Here is a 13778-nt window from a genome sequence, read left to right as displayed (position 1 = left end):
CCTCCCGCGCCCGTCCGGGCTTGACTGCCGGATGGTGTGGCAGCGCGGGCGCGCGCCGCGAGGGGGAATCGTGATGATCTTGAGAGCGCTGCTGTCCGGGCTTCTCGGCCTGCTGGTGACGCCGGTCGTGGTGTTTTTCGGCGTGCTGGGCCTTGCCCATGCCGCCGGCGGTTGCGGCGCGGGCGATTCCGGCGGCTGCGAGATGGGCGCGGCGAGTCTGGCGATCATTTCGATCCTGCCCGGCTTCCTCCTCTTCGCGCTGGTGTCACTGGTGCGCGACCTGCGGCGCAAGCGCTGAACGCGCAGCCGTCTCCGCCAATCGCCCAGCCTACCCGCTCCCCTTGACCGTCTCCTACTGGCGCCCCCGGCAGATCCGGATGCCGGGATCCTCGCCACTGGTCGTCTCCCAGCGGTCGAGGGTCAGGGACAGCGGCGCGAAGCGCGCCGGCTTGTCGTTGATGACGCCGCGCCCGGTCAGAAGGTTGAGGTCGCAGGCGAGCGGCTCCTCCTCCTGCAGGGAATCGAAGGCGTTGAAGGTGAGGCCGGCGACGAGGAAGCGGCCGTCGCGATAGGCGAGCGAGAGCGTGTGCTCCCAACGCTCGCGGCCGATGCCGAAGTTCTGGGTGGTGATGGCGATGGAGCCGTTGGCGAGCGCCTTGATCGACGGCTCCTGGCCGAAGGCGCCGCCGTCGCCGCCGCGCCCGCCCCAGATCTTGTCCGGAACAGCGAGCGCCAAGGTCAGCAGGCTGCCGTCGGTCTCCGCCCCGCGCAGATAGACATAGAGCCCGACCTGCATGTCGTCCCGGTCGGTCACCGCCAACAGGGCAAGGTCCTCGCGCCCGTCCTTGTTCCAGTCGCCGATGGCGGCGTCGAGAATGTCCGAAGGCGCGATGCCGGGTGCCTGCGCCCGCACCGGCCCGGCAAGGGGCGCCGCAAACATCGCGAGCAGCAGGAGAAATGTCATTCGCACTTTCGCTTGCACAGTTGCACGCATTGCCAATCGCATCGGGCGTCCTTTCGCTGCCGGGCCGTCGACCGGAGCCATATCAGCGCGTTTCGAGGGGAAAGTCAGCCGCCGCGTGACATGCCGGTCGTGCCCCTGAGCGCCCCCGCCCCTTACGCGGCCGCCTTGAACCCGTCCAACTGGGCGGCGAGCGCCCGCTGGAAGGCCGGGCGTGCCTCGCAGCGCCGCAGATAGGCGGCAAGCTTGGGGAAGTCGGCGAGCATGTCGGTATACCCAAGGATGCGCAGCACGTCGGCCATCATCAGGTCGCCGACGGTGAAGCGGTCCTCCAGGTAGGGCCGTTCGCCGAGCGCTGTCTGCAACTGGCCCAGCCGCCGACGCAGGAAGGCCTCGACCTGCGGGCGCCGCGCCGCCGCCCAGTCCGCCTCCGCATGGAACAGGTCGATCTCGGCAAGCGGCTGAACCGCGATCTCCACCGAGTTCAGCGCGGCAAAGACCCAGCCGATCGCCCGCGCCCGTCCTGCCGGGTCGCTGGGCAGCAGCGTCTCGCTGCGCTCGGCGACATAGAGGGCGATCGCCCCGCTTTCGAACAGGGTCAGCCCGTCGTCCTCGATGGCCGGCGCCTGGCCGAAGGGCTGGCGCGCCAGGTGCTCCGCCGAACTCTGCTCCGGCCCCAGCGCGATGGTGCGAACCTCATAGGGCAGGCCCGCCTCCTCCAGCGCCCAGCGCACCCTCAACGCCCGCATCAGCGGCGCGGCGAAATCGGGAACCCATTCATAGGTGGTCAGCGTGATCATGTGCGCAGTCCTTTCGATTCAGCGAAGGCGAGATTCTCGACATAGAGCTGTTGCCGGTTGAACAGCGAGGTCCAGCCGCCGACATGGCTGTCGCGGATGGCAAGGCTCGAGAACGGTGTCTGGTGAAAGCGCTGGAGGGTCCTGCCGTCCCGCTCCTCGAAGGTGACGGTCACCAGCGTGTCCAGGTCGCGGCCGGGACCCTCGTCCCACTGGAAGGTGAAGACGATGCGGCGGTTCTTGTCGACCTCGCGGATGACGCCGCCGAAGCCGGCGATGCCATGGCGCCGCGAGACCATCGTCCCACGCCAGGGCCGGCCGGACACAAGCTGCCAGTCCAGATCCAGCGTGGTGAAAGCCTCGGGCCCCCACCAGCGCAGCATGTGCTCGCGGCTTTCCCAAAGGCGAAAGACCAGCGCAAGCGGGGCGTCGAAGACCCGCTCGATCAGCAATTCGTCGTCGCGCAGCAGGGTCACTGTGTCTCCTCCGTCGCCGGTTTGCCGGTGATTTCGGCCAGATAGGCCTCCATCCGGTCGAAGCTGTCTGTCCAGAACCGGCGATAGGTCTCCAGCCAGCCGTCGACCTCGCGAAGCGGGGCCGTTTCCAGCCGGCAGGGGCGCCACTGCGCCTCCCGGCCTCGCGAGATCAGGCCGGCGCCTTCCAGCACCTTGAGATGACGAGAGACAGAGGGCAGCGAGATGTCAAACGGCTCCGCAAGCTCGTTGACCGTCGCCGCCCCCCGGACCAGCCGCGCCAGGATCGCCCGACGGGTGGGATCGGCCAGCGCCGAAAGCGTCAGGCTGAGGGGATCGGTTGTTTGATGCATATTTAGCCTCTTAGCTAATTAGCTTGATCGCTAAATACGACGAACAGGACCTCCCGTCAAGCGGGACGTCGACGGGCGCGGCTGCGGCGGAAAGGGAGCGTGCGGCGCGCGGGCGCCTGGCAGACCCTTGTCGAACATGGCGGCGACGTCCGCCTCCAGCATCGGCCGCGCCGCGCCCAGCGGGTTGGCCGGATTGCGGCAGGCCGCAGGGCGCGCAAACGCTTGATGTCCTGCACCGGATAATTTATTATATTTTCCAATAAGATTCTGAGAATAATTCAAGAGGCGTATAAGTGCTGACCCTGAAGCATTATGAGCTTCTCACGGTGCTGGCCGAGGAGTTGCACTTCGGCCGGGCGTCGCAGCGCCTCGGCATGTCGCAGCCGCAGCTTACGCAGCAACTCAAGCAGATGGAAGATATCGTCGGCACCCGGCTGTTCGACCGCACGCGGCGCAAGGTCGCAATCGCGCCGGCCGGACAGCTCATCCTGCCCGACGCACGGGCGGTGATCCGCCATGCGCAGCGGGCCGAGGATGTGGCGCTGCGGGCGGGGCGCGGCCTGCTGGGGGAGCTGTCGCTCGGCTATATCGGCACGGCCGGCTACAATGGCGTGCTGACACGGGTGCTGCGGAACTTCCGGCCGAAGGCGACGCAGATCGACCTGCGGCTGGTGCAGATGGATCTCGACCGCCAGTTTCCCGAGGTGATCGCGGGCAATCTGGACGCCGGGATCGTGCGCCTGCCCTATCCCGACATCTCGCCGCATCTGGCGACGCGCAGCCTGCATTTCGAGGATCTGTGGATCGCCCTGCCGAAGGACCATCCGCAGGCCGCGCAGGAGGAGGTCAGCCTCGCGGCCTTCGACGGGGCCGATTTCATCGCGACGCATCTGCCGCCGAACATGGGCTTTGCCGCCGCCGTCCAGGCGGCCTGGGCCGAGGCGGGGATCACGCCGAACATCCTCTATCGCGCGCCGCAATTCGCCTCGATCGTCTCGCTGGTCGAGGCCGGGCTGGGCGTTGCCGTCGTGCCCGACGCGCTGCGCCGGGTGCACCTGCCGGGCGTCGTCTATCGCCCGCTGGCGGGCACCACCAAACGGGCCGAAATCGCGCTGATCTACCGGCGCGACCGCGAAAGCCCGCCGCTGGAGCTCTTCCTCTCCAGCATCGACCAGGACATTGCCGAAGGACCCGACCTTGACCCCACGCCTTGAAACCTTCACCGCCCATGACGGGCTGCATTACCGCTATCGGCCGGCCGAGGGCGACGCACCGCTGCTGGTCTTCGCCAATTCGCTGGGCACCGACCTGCGGGTCTGGGACCGGGTGGTCGCCCTGCTGCCGCAGAGCTGGGGCCTGCTGCGCCACGACAAGCGCGGCCATGGCCTCAGCCTTGCGCGCGAGGGCCTGACGATCGAGACGATGGCAAGCGACGTGGAGGCGCTGCTCGACCATCTCGGCATCGACCGGTTCGCCGGCATCGGCCTCTCCGTCGGCGGGCTGATCATGCAGCGGCTGGCGCTGCGGCGGCCGGCGGCGATGACCCACTTGATGCTGGCCGATACCGCCGCCAGGATCGGCACGCCGGAGATCTGGAACCCGCGGATCGAGGCCGTGCTGGGCGGCGGCATCGCCTCGATCTCCGACGCGATCCTGTCACGCTGGTTCGTGCCCGCCTATGCCGGGAGCGAGGATTTCGCGCTGTGGCGGGCGATGCTGGAGCGGACCCCGGCGCAGGGCTATGCCGATGTCTGCGCGGCGATCCGCGACGCGGATTACACCGCCGATCTGGCACGCATCGCGGTCAAGACGCTGGTGGTGGCGGGCAGTAGCGATGCCTCGACCCCGCCGGCGCTGGTGCGGGCGACCGCCGAGGCGATCCCCGGCGCCCGCTTCGTCGAGATTGCCGATGCCGGCCATCTGCCCTGCGTCGAGCAGCCCGAGCGTTTCGCGGCGCTGCTGCGCGAGCATCTGGCCTGACGGAACGGCAAAAGGCGCGGCCGGCGCTCAAGCGCCGGGCTCTATGGGTGGCCGGCGCTCAAGCGCCGGAATGCTAGGTGGCGCCGGCGCTCAAGCGCCGGAATGCTAGGTGGCGCCGGCGCTCAAGCGCCGGAATGCTAGGTGGCGCCGGCGCTCAAGCGCCGGAATGCTAGGTGGCGCCGGCGCTCAAGCGCCGGCCAGGCCCACCGTCACGCCGCCGCAGACGAAGACCGTCTGGCCGGTGACGAAGCCCGATCTCGCGTCGCAGAAGAACGCGACCGCCTGCGCCACGTCCTCGCCGGTGCCCATCCGGCGCATCGGCACCTTGTCGACGATCGCGCGGGTCGTGGCGGCCTCGGGCGGATTGTTGCGCCAGAATGCCTCGGTGGCGATGGGGCCAGGGGCGACGCAGTTCACGGTGATGCCGAAGGGCGCAAGCTCCAGCGCCCAGGTGCGCGCCATCGACTGGGCCGCACCCTTGGTGGCGCTGTAGAGCGAGCGCAGTTCCTTGCCGAGCGTCACCCGGCTGGTGTTCATGACGATGCGGCCATGGCCCGCCGCCTTCATCGCGGGCACGAAGGCCTGGGCGGCGATCAGCGAGGGACGCAGGTTGACATGGAACAGCCGGTCGAGATCCTCCAGCGCCACCGCTTCCAGCGGCGCCGGGGCGACGATGCCGACATTGTTGACGAGGCAGGCGACGGACCCTTGCGCGGCGATTTCCGCGCAGGCGGCGCGGGCGGCCGGCGCATCGGCAAGATCGACCTGAACGAAGCGGTCCGGCCCGGCCCCGTCCGGCTCGACGATGTCCAGCGCGGTGACATGACAGCCGTCGGCGCGCAGCCGCGCGACGATGGCCGCCCCGATGCCCCGTGCCCCGCCGGTGACGACGGCGCGCCGGCTCACCTGTCGTCCTCGTGGATCGAGGAGGGGTGACGGCACAGGGCCGTCACCGCGATCTCCATCCACGGAAACAGCGGCAGGCCGGTCAGCACCTCGTGCAGATGGGCATTGTCGCGGCAGTCGAAGATCGAGACATTCCGGTAGGATCCGGCAACCCGCCAGAGGTGGCGCCAGATGCCCTGCCGCTGCAGGTCCTGCGAATAGGCCTTCTCGCGGGCCTTGATGGCGGCGGCCTCGGCCTCCGGCATGTCGGCCGGCAGACGCACCGTCATCTCCACCTGAAACAGCATTCTCACTCCTCGTTCAGTGTATTGCGGCCATCGAGATAGGCCTTGCGCCAGCGGGTCACGAAGACCCGCTCGAACAGATCGCCCGTGTGGAACGGGTCGGCGGCGATGAAGGCCTCGGCCTCGGCCCGGCTCTCCACGGCGAGGAGGTAGAGGCCGCCCGAGGCGGCCTCCCCGTTGTCGTCGAGCTTGGCCCCGCAGGCCAGCAGCAGGTGGCGGTTGGCCTCCAGATACTCCAGATGCGCGGGGCGCAGGCGCAGGCGCAGATCGCCCGATCCGGGCCTGTCATAGGTTTCCACCATCCACGGCATGACTAACCCACCATCCCCCAGATCAGGCAGGCGCCGCCGAAAATGACGCCGAGATAGACAAGGATCAGCACCATGTAGCCCATGATGTCCGAGAGCTTCAGCCCCGAGATCGCCAGCGCCGGCAACAGCCAGAACGGCTGCACCATGTTGGTCCACTGATCGCCGATCTGCACCGCGAGCGCGGTCGCCGGGATCGAGGCGCCGAGCTGGCGCGCGGCCTCCATCATCACCGGACCCTGGATCACCCACTGGCCGCCGCCGGACGGCACGAAGATGTTGATCAGGCCGGCCGAGACGAAGGACCAGATCGGCAGCGTTTCGGCCGAGGAGATCGCCACGAACCAGTTGGCCAGCGTCACCACCAGGCCCGATCCGGACAGGATCGCCAGAATGCCGGCATAGAACGGATACTGGATGATGATGCCGCCGAGGATCTTCACGCCATCGGTCAGCGCCGCCAGAAAGCGGTGCGGCGTGACGAAGAGCAGGATGCCGAGGAACAGGAAGACGGTGTTGACGAAGTTCAGCGTGACGCCGCCGCCGTTCCACAGATACTGGCCGACATAGAGCATGCCGAACAGGCCGAGGCCGATGCCGATGACCGGGCTGTTGTTCAGCCGGTCAGAGGGCGTGTCGCGCTTGACCTCGGCGACGGTGAAGGCCGCCTGGGTGCCGGGATCGACCTCCTTGATCTGGGCCGGGTCCTTCGGGTGCAGCATCGCGTTGAAGAACGGCAGCGTCACCACGATCAGCACGCTGGTGGTCAGCAGGATCGGCGAGAAGATGGTGGAGCTCAGCGGCACCAGGCCGATGGACTTTTCGAGGAAATGGCCGGGGGTGTTGATCAGCAGCGGCACCGAGCCGGACAGGCCGACCCCGTAAAGCGCGAAACCGGAATAGCCGGCGGCGATCACCAGCGGATAGTGCAGGCCCTTGACCTTGTGGCCGAGCTTCTGGGCGATCAGCGTGCCGATCACCAGACCGAAGCCCCAGTTCATCCAGCTCGCCACCGCGCCGATCATCGTCGCCGCGATCACCGCCCCGGCGGGGGTGCTGACCGGAGCGATCAGCCGGTCCATCAGCCAGTTGGCCAGCGGCGTGCGGGCGAGGATGAAGCCGGCCAGGAGAATGATGGTCATCTGCATGGTGAAGGCCAAAAGGTTCCAGAACCCGTCCCCCCAGAACCGGGTGGCCTCCAGGAAACCGGTGCCTTGGCTGACCATGGCGAAGACCACCGTCAGCGCCGTCAGGATGACGGCGACCACCAGCGGATCAGGCAGATAGCGGCTCATGATCCTTGTGAAGAAATTCGCGACTGCGTTCATGTTCCCCCCTCCTCGAGGTTTCTGCTTATGACGCTTGCTTATCAATAAACTTTACTTATTTTGTCAATGAATAAGTTGACAGGGGGACGCCGATGCAGGTGGCAATCATGGGCGCGGGCGTGATGGGGCAGCGTCTGGCCGCGCATTTTGCGCGGGCGGGCTTTGCCGTGGCCGTGATCGACCCCTTGCCGGAGAGCCTTGAAAAGGCCGATGCCTTCCTCAAGGAGGTGCTGCCGGAGGCCGGTCGCGCTGTTTTCGCCGCCGCGCCCATGGGCCTGCCGGACGGGTGGCGCGGCTGCCCGCTGGTGATCGAGGCGGTGCCGGAAAAGCTGGCGATCAAACATGCGGCCCTTGCGGCAGCCGAGGAGTTCTTCACCCCGCAGACCTTGATCGCCTCGAACACGTCGGGGCTGACCACGGCGGACCTGGCGGCGGGAATGCGCGCGCCGCAGCGCCTTGCCATCGCGCATTTCTTCAATCCCGCCGACGTGATCCCGGTGGTGGAGCTGATCGCCGGGCCGGGGATGGACGAGGCGCGGTTGCAGGAGCTTGCCGCGATCCTGGCGCGCTCGGGCAAGCTTCCGGCGATCCTGCGGCAGGAGGTGCCGGGCTTCGTCGCCAACCGCATCCAGCATGCGATGATGCGCGAATGCCTGCATCTGCTGGAAACGGGGGTGGCCGATGCCGAGACGCTCGACCGCATCCTGCGCTGGTCGATCGGCGCGCGGATGGCGTTTTTCGGCCCCTTCCTGCAGCGGGACCTGAACGGGCTGGACACCCATCTGTCGATCGCGGATTACCTCTATCCGCAGCTCTCAGCGACCCACACCCCGGCCGAGCCTCTTCGCAGCCGCGTTGCCGCCGGAAAGACCGGGCGCAAGGCCGGGCGCGGCTTCTACGCCTGGGACGGGCCACGCGAGGCGGCTGTGCGCGCCGCCGAGGCCGATCTCGCGGCACTGATCACGACGATGACCGCGCGTGAAAGCGCAGGCTACCGGTCGCAGACCGAGGGGATGGAGGACGAGTGAGATGCCCGACTGGAAGACCGCGCCCGAGGGCGGCAACTGGGGACGATTCGGCCCTGACGACGAACTCGGCACGCTGAACCATATCGGCGCGGCCGAGCGCAAGGCCGCGGCGGCGGAGATCCGCGAGGGGCTGGCCTTCTGCCTGTCGCTGCCGCTGGACATTCCCGGTGCGGTCAGCATCCATCCGCGCCGCAAGCCGCCGCGCCTGCAGCCGACCTATCTCGGCGACACGCCCTATATCAACTACCCGCTGGAACGGGCGGAAGCCGGCTTGCAGGATGTGCTGAGCGACGATCAGGTGCTGATGTCGATGCAATATTCGACACAGTGGGATTCGCTCGCCCATGTCGGCGCGCTGTTCGACGCCGATGGCGACGGCACGGCGGAGGCGGTCTATTACAACGGCTTTCGCGCGGGCGAGCATGTGCTGGGGGCGCGCGAGGGCAGCCCACACGGCTCCTATGCCCGCCGCCTGTCGGTCGCGCCGATGGCCGCGACCGGCGTGCAGGGACGCGGCGTGCTGGTCGATCTGCTCACCGCCTTCGGTCCCGGCCGCACGGTGGTCGGCCTCGAGCTGCTGCAACAGGCGATGGACAGCCAGGACGTCACCCTGCGCCCCGGCGACATCTTGATGCTGCGCACCGGCTATGCCGAGGCGCTGCTGGACATGCAGGAGGCGCCCGATCCGGAGGGCCTGTCGCGCTTCGGCGCGGTGCTGGACGGCAGCGACCCGGCCCTGCTCGCCTGGATCGGCGACAGCCGGATCGCCGCGATCGCCGCCGACAACGAGGCAGTGGAGCACATGCAGAAGGCCTCGGAGCATTGCTGCTTCCGCCTGCCGCTGCACCACCACTGCCTGTTCCGCCTCGGCCTGCCGCTGGCGGAACTGTGGTACTTCCGCGACCTGGCGGCGGCGCTTGCCGCGCGCGGCCGGCACGCGGCCTTTCTCACCGCCCCGCCCTTGCGCCTGCCCGGCGCGATCGGCTCTCCGGTGACGCCGGTCGCGACGATCTGAGACGGGAACCGGGCGGCGAAACCCGTCGCCGCTCCGGTCAGACCCGCTCCAGGGCGATGGCGATGCCCTGGCCGACGCCGATGCACATGGTCGACAGGCTGCGCCGGCCGCCGGCGAGCGCCAGTTCCAGCCCCGCCGTGCCGACGAGCCGCGCGCCCGACATGCCGAGCGGATGGCCGAGCGCGATGGCCCCGCCATTCGGGTTGACGCGCGGGTCGTCGTCGGCGATGCCGAGCCGGCGCAGCGTCGCCAGGCCCTGGCTGGCGAAGGCCTCGTTCAACTCGATCACATCGAAATCGGCCTCACCCAGCCCCAGCCGCGCCATCAGCTTTTCCGACGCCGGGGCCGGGCCGATCCCCATGATCCGCGGCTCGACGCCCGCCACCGCGCCGCCGAGGATCCGCGCGATCGGCGTCAACCCCTGGCGCGCCGCCGCCTCGGCGCTGGCGATGATCAGCGCCGCCGCGCCGTCATTAACGCCGCTGGCATTGCCCGCCGTGACCGAGCCGCCGGCGAACAGCGGCTTCAGCTTGGCCAGCGCCTCGGCGGTGGTGGCGCGCGGATGTTCGTCGCGCTCGACGATCAGCGGCTCGCCCTTGCGCTGCGGCACGGCGACCGGCGCGATCTCCCGCGCCAGCCGTCCGCTTGCCTGCGCCGCCGCCGCCTTGGCCTGCGAGGCCAGCGCCATCGCATCCTGCGCCTCGCGGCTGATGCCGAAGTCGTCGGCGACGTTCTGCCCGGTCTGCGGCATGGAATCGGTGCCGTAGCGCGCCTGCATCAGGGGATTGACGAAGCGCCAGCCGATGGTGGTGTCATGGATCTCCGCCGCCCGCGAGAACGCGGTGTCCGCCTTCGGCAGGACGAAGGGCGCGCGGCTCATGCTCTCGACGCCGCCGGCGATCATCAGCTCCGCCTCGCCCGCCTTGATGGCGCGGGCGGCGGTGAGCACCGCATCCATCCCCGAGCCGCAGAGCCGGTTGATCGTCGTGCCGCCGATGGTGAGCGGCAGCCCGGCCAGCAGCAAGGACATGCGGGCGACATTGCGGTTGTCCTCGCCCGCCTGGTTGGCGCAGCCATAGATGACATCGTCGACCGCCTCCCAGTCGAGCCCGGCATGGCGCGCCATCAGGGCGCGGATCGGCACCGCGCCAAGATCGTCGGCCCGCACCAAGGACAGGCTGCCGCCGAAGCGGCCGATGGGGGTGCGGATATAGTCGCAGAGGAAGGCGTCACGCATCTCAGACCTCGGGAACGATCAGATCGGCAACGGGACCGGGCACCAGCAGCTCGGCGCCGGTCACCGCCTGCAGCGCCTCGAGCGACAGGGCGGGGAGCTTCTCGCGCAGCACGAAGCGGCCGCCCTCGATGTCGATCACCGCAAGGCTGGTATAGACCCGGGTGACGCAGGCAACGCCGGTCAGCGGCAGGCTGCAGCGTTTCACCAGCTTGGGCTTGCCGTCCTTGGTGACATGCTCGGTGATCACCGCAACGCGCTTGGCCCCGTGCACCAGATCCATGGCGCCGCCAACGGCCGGCACGCCCTTCGGCCCGGTCGACCAGTTCGCCAGATCGCCGGTCTCCGCCACCTCATAGGCGCCGAGGATCGCCACATCGAGATGGCCGCCGCGCACCATGGCGAAACTGTCGGCATGGTGAAAGAACGCCGTGCCGGGGCGGATCGTCACCGCCTTCTTGCCGGCATTGATGATGTCCCAGTCTTCCTGGCCCGGCGGCGGCGCCTCGCCGAAATTCAAAATGCCGTTCTCGGTATGGAAGATCGCCTCGCGCCCGGCCGGCTGGAACTGCGCGACCTTCTCGGGAAAGCCGATGCCGAGATTCACATAGGCGCCGTCGGCGATATCCTGCGCCGCCCGCCAGGCGATCTGGTTGTTCGAGAGCTTGTCCATGTCTCAGGCCTCCAGCGGATAGGCGGCATTGGCGCGGTTCAGGTCTTCCTCCTGATGCGGATCGGCGACGGCGACCACCTTCTGGACGAAGATGCCCGGCGTCACGATCGCCTCCGGATCGAGCCCGCCGGGCGGCACGATGCGGCTGACCTGGACGATCGCCTCGCGCGCGGCCATGCACATCAGCGGATTGAAATTGCGCGCCGCCGCCCGGTAGACGAGATTGCCGTAGCTGTCGGCCGCCTCGGCCTTGACCAGCGCCGCATCCGCCTTCAGCCAGCGCTCGCGCACATAGGGACGGCCGTCGAACTCCTCGACCGGCTTGCCCTTCGCCAGATCGGTGCCGTAGGAGGTCGGCGTGTAGAAGGCCGGAATGCCGGCGCCGCCAGCGCGGATCCGCTCGGCCAGCGTGCCCTGCGGCACCAGCTCCAGCTCGATCCTGCCGGCGAGATAAAGCTCGGTGAACACCACCGGATCGGCCGAGCGCGGGAAGGAGCAGATCAGCTTTTTCACCATCCCCGCCTCGATCAGGGCGGCGAGGCCGACATGGCCGTTGCCGGCATTGTTGTTGACCACCGTCAGGTCCGTCGGATGGCCGGTGGCGCGGTAGCGGTCGATCAAGGCGTGGATCAGCTCGATCGGCGCGCCGGCGCCGCCGAACCCGCCGATCATCACGGTCATGCCGTCCTCGATCCCCGCCACCGCAGTGGCAAGGTCTGCGACTGTCTTGTCCATGTCGGGTCCCTTTTTTCCGGTCCCTTTTCCGGTCCCTTTTTCCGGGCACCCTCGCCCGATCCTCGCCAACGGATAGGCGGCGCGGGGCTTGCCGTAAATCCGGTTTGTGCGATAATTGCACTTTGTTACGATATCGCACAAAAGGCGCTGAAGGCAGGCATGACGATCAGCGAGCGCGACATGATGAGCGGGCTGGCGAAGGGACTGGCGGTGATCGAGACCTTCACCGCCGACCGGCCGCGCCAGTCCATCGCCGAGGTCGCCAATGCCTCGGGGCTCGACCGGGCGACCGCGCGGCGCTGCCTGCTGACGCTGACCCGGCAGGGCTATGCGGAGTGGGACGGCAAGTTCTTCACCCTGACGCCGCGCGTGCTGCGGCTCGGCACCGCCTGCCTTGCGGCGATGCCGCTGCCGCAGCTCGTCCAGCCCGTCCTCGATGCGCTGTCGGACGAGATCGGCGAAAGCTCGTCGGTGTCGATCCTCGACGGCGACGAGATCGTCTATATCGCCCGCGCCGCGCAGCAGAAGGTGATGTCGATCGCCCTGATGCCGGGCTCGCGCCTGCCAGCCCATTGCACCAGCATGGGGCGGGTGCTGCTGGCCGCCCTGCCCGAGGAGGAGGCGCGCCGGCGGCTCGGCCCCGGACCGCTGCCCGCCCGCACGCCGCTGACGCTGACCGACCCGGAGGCGGTGATGCGGCGGCTGGCGCAGGTGCGCGCCGACGGCCATGCGTTGAACGACCAGGAAATCGAGATCGGCCTGCGCTCGATCGCCGTGCCGGTGCTCTCGGCAAGAGGCAAGGTGGTGGCCGCGCTGAATGTCGGCGTCTCGGCCGCCCGCGCCACGCCGGAGGACCTGCGCCGGCACTTCCTGCCCGCGCTGCTGCGGGTGCAGGACACCTTGCGCAGAACGCTGGGATAGGGCCCGGAAGACCTCGACCGCCTCCCCCATCAGGGCGACGCGCGCGGCGACAAGGGCGTGGTAAACGGAATGGTGGTATCTAGCTAACCACGGCAGCTAAGCGCCAGAATCTGTCACTTACGGCTGCGAACCGCTCGAATGGAGGAACCGGTCAGCGCCGTTGGCCTTTGCTTGAAGCCATACCGATAAAAGCTAACGCCATCGAAAGTGCGTTCTTTGGATCGCCTCATGAATAGGAAGGTCGCGCACTCCACGAACTCGGCTTGTTCTGCGAACATCCTCACGATGTTTCGTCCAAAATCTTGCCACTCGTCTGGGTCCCATGCGGTCCTTGCTAGGTGGCACGCGACGACAAAAAGCTTGCTCCCAACAGCAAACTTCGCAATGATGACGTCTTCACCATTATGCGGAACCCCCCTTCGGAAACGTCGAACTCGCTTTTCAAAGTCGAAAAGGGAGGGGGGAAACTGATTTAGAAGAGTGTTAATAATATCAAAGCGGTGCCGCTGGTCCGTGTTGCGATAGAGTTCTTGCACAATCTGGCGCCACATAGGCGACAGCGCCACCGGTACTTCCGTCTCACGCCTGTCCGAGCGAGGCATTTTCGGAAGCCGTACTGGCGTGTCGGATGCGTGGAACATCACTCTCTTGCCCTCTAGGGCCAAGACTCATAACCAGTAGCTGACTGTTGCGGCGATGCAGACGGCGGCGAGGAAGTTCCGGGCGAGCCGATCGTAGCGGGTTGCGATGCGGCGGAAGTCCTTGATGCGACAGAACATGCG

At 68.0% G+C, this 13778-nt stretch carries 18 protein-coding genes and 1 pseudogene; 6 read left to right on the top strand and 13 right to left on the bottom strand.

The annotated features are described in order from the left end of the window. Positions 1 to 73: 73 nt before the first annotated feature. Complete coding sequence (locus tag TSB10GB4_RS04880; protein ID WP_186394797.1) at positions 74 to 298, top strand: hypothetical protein; 225 nt, start codon at positions 74 to 76, stop codon at positions 296 to 298. A 54-nt stretch (positions 299 to 352) separates the two neighbouring features. Here the strand turns inward: TSB10GB4_RS04880 and TSB10GB4_RS04875 are convergent, their stop codons facing one another. The 4 genes from TSB10GB4_RS04875 to TSB10GB4_RS04860 all read right to left on the bottom strand — a co-directional run bounded on the left by TSB10GB4_RS04875 (position 353) and on the right by TSB10GB4_RS04860 (position 2584). Next, positions 353 to 964: a hypothetical protein gene (locus TSB10GB4_RS04875; RefSeq protein ID WP_186394796.1), complete on the bottom strand. Its 612-nt coding sequence runs from the start codon at positions 962 to 964 to the stop codon at positions 353 to 355. A 152-nt stretch (positions 965 to 1116) separates the two neighbouring features. Further along, positions 1117 to 1761, bottom strand: a complete 645-nt coding sequence (locus tag TSB10GB4_RS04870) for a glutathione S-transferase family protein (protein ID WP_186394795.1) — start codon at positions 1759 to 1761, stop codon at positions 1117 to 1119. Then, positions 1758 to 2234, bottom strand: a complete 477-nt coding sequence (locus tag TSB10GB4_RS04865; RefSeq protein WP_186394794.1) for an SRPBCC domain-containing protein — start codon at positions 2232 to 2234, stop codon at positions 1758 to 1760. Before TSB10GB4_RS04865 ends, TSB10GB4_RS04870 begins: the two co-directional genes overlap by 4 nt. Continuing rightward, positions 2231 to 2584: a helix-turn-helix transcriptional regulator gene (locus tag TSB10GB4_RS04860; protein WP_186394793.1), complete on the bottom strand. Its 354-nt coding sequence runs from the start codon at positions 2582 to 2584 to the stop codon at positions 2231 to 2233. The genes TSB10GB4_RS04865 and TSB10GB4_RS04860 overlap by 4 nt, the downstream gene beginning before the upstream one ends. Positions 2585 to 2877: 293 nt before the next feature. Here TSB10GB4_RS04860 and TSB10GB4_RS04855 point away from each other — a divergent pair, with 293 nt between their 5' ends. Together TSB10GB4_RS04855 and pcaD are read left to right on the top strand one after the other, a co-directional pair. Next, complete coding sequence (locus tag TSB10GB4_RS04855; protein ID WP_186394792.1) at positions 2878 to 3798, top strand: LysR family transcriptional regulator; 921 nt, start codon at positions 2878 to 2880, stop codon at positions 3796 to 3798. After that, the gene (gene pcaD, locus TSB10GB4_RS04850; protein WP_186394791.1) at positions 3782 to 4564 is read left to right on the top strand and encodes a 3-oxoadipate enol-lactonase; all 783 of its coding nucleotides are present in this window, start codon (positions 3782 to 3784) and stop codon (positions 4562 to 4564) included. Before TSB10GB4_RS04855 ends, pcaD begins: the two co-directional genes overlap by 17 nt. A 186-nt stretch (positions 4565 to 4750) precedes the next feature. Here pcaD and TSB10GB4_RS04845 read toward each other — a convergent pair whose 3' ends face one another. From TSB10GB4_RS04845 to TSB10GB4_RS04830, 4 genes are read right to left on the bottom strand one after another with little or no spacing between them, the layout of a single operon-like run. Then, a complete protein-coding gene (locus TSB10GB4_RS04845; RefSeq protein ID WP_186394790.1) occupies positions 4751 to 5470 on the bottom strand; it encodes an SDR family NAD(P)-dependent oxidoreductase in 720 nt (239 codons plus the stop codon). After that, entirely contained in the window at positions 5467 to 5757 is a 291-nt protein-coding gene (gene catC / locus TSB10GB4_RS04840) for a muconolactone Delta-isomerase (RefSeq protein WP_186388843.1), read from the bottom strand. The genes TSB10GB4_RS04845 and catC overlap by 4 nt, the downstream gene beginning before the upstream one ends. A gap of 2 nt (positions 5758 to 5759) precedes the next feature. Beyond that, positions 5760 to 6065: a YciI family protein gene (locus TSB10GB4_RS04835; RefSeq protein ID WP_186394789.1), complete on the bottom strand. Its 306-nt coding sequence runs from the start codon at positions 6063 to 6065 to the stop codon at positions 5760 to 5762. Positions 6066 to 6067: 2 nt separating this feature from the next. After that, the gene (locus TSB10GB4_RS04830) at positions 6068 to 7390 is read right to left on the bottom strand and encodes a short-chain fatty acid transporter (RefSeq protein ID WP_186394788.1); all 1323 of its coding nucleotides are present in this window, start codon (positions 7388 to 7390) and stop codon (positions 6068 to 6070) included. Between the two features lie 92 nt (positions 7391 to 7482). Between TSB10GB4_RS04830 and TSB10GB4_RS04825 the strand changes: the two genes are divergently transcribed. After that, the gene (locus tag TSB10GB4_RS04825) at positions 7483 to 8418 is read left to right on the top strand and encodes a 3-hydroxyacyl-CoA dehydrogenase NAD-binding domain-containing protein (RefSeq protein WP_186394787.1); all 936 of its coding nucleotides are present in this window, start codon (positions 7483 to 7485) and stop codon (positions 8416 to 8418) included. Between the two features lies 1 nt (position 8419). Then, a complete protein-coding gene (locus tag TSB10GB4_RS04820) occupies positions 8420 to 9433 on the top strand; it encodes a cyclase family protein (RefSeq protein ID WP_186394786.1) in 1014 nt (337 codons plus the stop codon). A gap of 37 nt (positions 9434 to 9470) precedes the next feature. On the opposite strand, the gene pcaF is transcribed toward TSB10GB4_RS04820, so the two are convergent. From pcaF to TSB10GB4_RS04805, 3 genes are read right to left on the bottom strand one after another with little or no spacing between them, the layout of a single operon-like run. Then, entirely contained in the window at positions 9471 to 10670 is a 1200-nt protein-coding gene (pcaF, locus tag TSB10GB4_RS04815) for a 3-oxoadipyl-CoA thiolase (protein WP_186394785.1), read from the bottom strand. Between the two features lies 1 nt (position 10671). After that, complete coding sequence (locus TSB10GB4_RS04810; RefSeq protein ID WP_186394784.1) at positions 10672 to 11340, bottom strand: 3-oxoacid CoA-transferase subunit B; 669 nt, start codon at positions 11338 to 11340, stop codon at positions 10672 to 10674. 3 nt (positions 11341 to 11343) lie between these two features. Then, entirely contained in the window at positions 11344 to 12075 is a 732-nt protein-coding gene (locus TSB10GB4_RS04805; protein WP_186388836.1) for a 3-oxoacid CoA-transferase subunit A, read from the bottom strand. 159 nt (positions 12076 to 12234) lie between these two features. Between TSB10GB4_RS04805 and TSB10GB4_RS04800 the strand changes: the two genes are divergently transcribed. Beyond that, on the top strand, positions 12235 to 12996 hold the full coding sequence (locus TSB10GB4_RS04800; RefSeq protein WP_186394783.1) for an IclR family transcriptional regulator: 762 nt from the start codon (positions 12235 to 12237) through the stop codon (positions 12994 to 12996). Positions 12997 to 13109: 113 nt separating this feature from the next. On the opposite strand, the gene TSB10GB4_RS23625 is transcribed toward TSB10GB4_RS04800, so the two are convergent. Together TSB10GB4_RS23625 and TSB10GB4_RS04795 are read right to left on the bottom strand one after the other, a co-directional pair. After that, the gene (locus TSB10GB4_RS23625; RefSeq protein WP_208984442.1) at positions 13110 to 13637 is read right to left on the bottom strand and encodes a hypothetical protein; all 528 of its coding nucleotides are present in this window, start codon (positions 13635 to 13637) and stop codon (positions 13110 to 13112) included. 27 nt (positions 13638 to 13664) lie between these two features. Further along, positions 13665 to 13778: pseudogene (locus TSB10GB4_RS04795) on the bottom strand (IS5/IS1182 family transposase); the annotation flags it as partial.

Origin of the sequence: Stappia sp. TSB10GB4, from assembly GCF_900185745.1 — a bacterium.
Taxonomy (GTDB): Bacteria; Pseudomonadota; Alphaproteobacteria; order Rhizobiales; family Stappiaceae; genus Stappia.
The sequence above is the reverse complement of the archived record's forward strand: the minus strand, read 5'-3'. Positions and strand labels throughout refer to the sequence as shown.

Bases quoted from the DNA above. Each gene is read 5' to 3' on its own strand.
- TSB10GB4_RS04880 (WP_186394797.1), top strand. From the start codon at position 74: ATGATCTTGAGAGCGCTGCTGTCCGGGCTTCTCGGCCTGCTGGTGACG.
- catC (WP_186388843.1), bottom strand. From the start codon at position 5,757: ATGCTGTTTCAGGTGGAGATGACGGTGCGTCTGCCGGCCGACATGCCG.
- TSB10GB4_RS04810 (WP_186394784.1), bottom strand. From the start codon at position 11,340: ATGGACAAGCTCTCGAACAACCAGATCGCCTGGCGGGCGGCGCAGGAT.
- TSB10GB4_RS23625 (WP_208984442.1), bottom strand. From the start codon at position 13,637: ATGTTCCACGCATCCGACACGCCAGTACGGCTTCCGAAAATGCCTCGC.
- TSB10GB4_RS04875 (WP_186394796.1), bottom strand. From the start codon at position 964: ATGACATTTCTCCTGCTGCTCGCGATGTTTGCGGCGCCCCTTGCCGGG.
- TSB10GB4_RS04835 (WP_186394789.1), bottom strand. From the start codon at position 6,065: ATGCCGTGGATGGTGGAAACCTATGACAGGCCCGGATCGGGCGATCTG.
- TSB10GB4_RS04830 (WP_186394788.1), bottom strand. From the start codon at position 7,390: ATGAACGCAGTCGCGAATTTCTTCACAAGGATCATGAGCCGCTATCTG.
- pcaF (WP_186394785.1), bottom strand. From the start codon at position 10,670: ATGCGTGACGCCTTCCTCTGCGACTATATCCGCACCCCCATCGGCCGC.
- TSB10GB4_RS04825 (WP_186394787.1), top strand. From the start codon at position 7,483: ATGCAGGTGGCAATCATGGGCGCGGGCGTGATGGGGCAGCGTCTGGCC.
- TSB10GB4_RS04860 (WP_186394793.1), bottom strand. From the start codon at position 2,584: ATGCATCAAACAACCGATCCCCTCAGCCTGACGCTTTCGGCGCTGGCC.
- TSB10GB4_RS04870 (WP_186394795.1), bottom strand. From the start codon at position 1,761: ATGATCACGCTGACCACCTATGAATGGGTTCCCGATTTCGCCGCGCCG.
- TSB10GB4_RS04800 (WP_186394783.1), top strand. From the start codon at position 12,235: ATGACGATCAGCGAGCGCGACATGATGAGCGGGCTGGCGAAGGGACTG.
- TSB10GB4_RS04820 (WP_186394786.1), top strand. From the start codon at position 8,420: ATGCCCGACTGGAAGACCGCGCCCGAGGGCGGCAACTGGGGACGATTC.
- TSB10GB4_RS04805 (WP_186388836.1), bottom strand. From the start codon at position 12,075: ATGGACAAGACAGTCGCAGACCTTGCCACTGCGGTGGCGGGGATCGAG.